The sequence below is a fragment of the Arthrobacter sp. 05L428 genome (assembly GCF_056397665.1).
Genome location: NZ_JBFTNW010000022.1, coordinates 1 through 614, shown reverse-complemented (window position 1 = coordinate 614; position 614 = coordinate 1). Strand labels below are relative to the sequence as shown.

The following is a 614-nucleotide window of genomic DNA, read 5'->3' as shown; positions in this document are numbered from 1 at the left end:
ACGTCGCCCCGAGCGTCACCGGTGCGGTGACAGGGACGATGACCTGGGTGCCGGAAGCGAGGCCCTCGCTTCCGGAGGTGGAGCTCCCGCCGGCGCTGGCCGGTGCCGGTGCGGTGGTCCCGCCCGTGGTGGCGGCGGAGTCGCCGAGGGTCCCGATCGAGGTCGCCCCGAGCGTCACCGGTGCGGTGACAGGTGTAGCGACCTGCGTGCCGGACAGGGTTCCGTCTTCGCCGGAGGTGGTGTTTCCGCCGGCGCTGGCCGGCGCCGGCGCTGTGGTCCCGCCGGTGGTGGCGGCGGAGTCGCCGAGGGTCCCGATCGACGTCGCTCCGAGCGTCACTGGTGCGGTGACGGGTGCGATGACCTGGGTGCCGGACAGAGTTCCGTCTGCGCCGGAGGTGGAACTCCCGTCGGCGCTGGCCGGTGCCGGTGCGGTGGTCCCGCCGGTGGTCCCGCCGGTGGTGGCGACGGAGTCGCCGAGGATCCCGATCGACGTCGCCCCGAGCGTCACCGGTGCGGTGACAGGGACGATGACCTGGGTGCCGGAAGCGAGGCCCTCGCTTCCGGAGGTGGAGCTCCCGCCGGCGCTGGCCGGTGCCGGTGCGGTGGTCCCGCCC

At 74.9% G+C, this 614-nt stretch carries 1 pseudogene; it reads right to left on the bottom strand.

The features are described 5' to 3' along the window. Window positions 1-614, bottom strand: a pseudogene (locus tag AC1DH3_RS16680) (hypothetical protein); the annotation flags it as partial.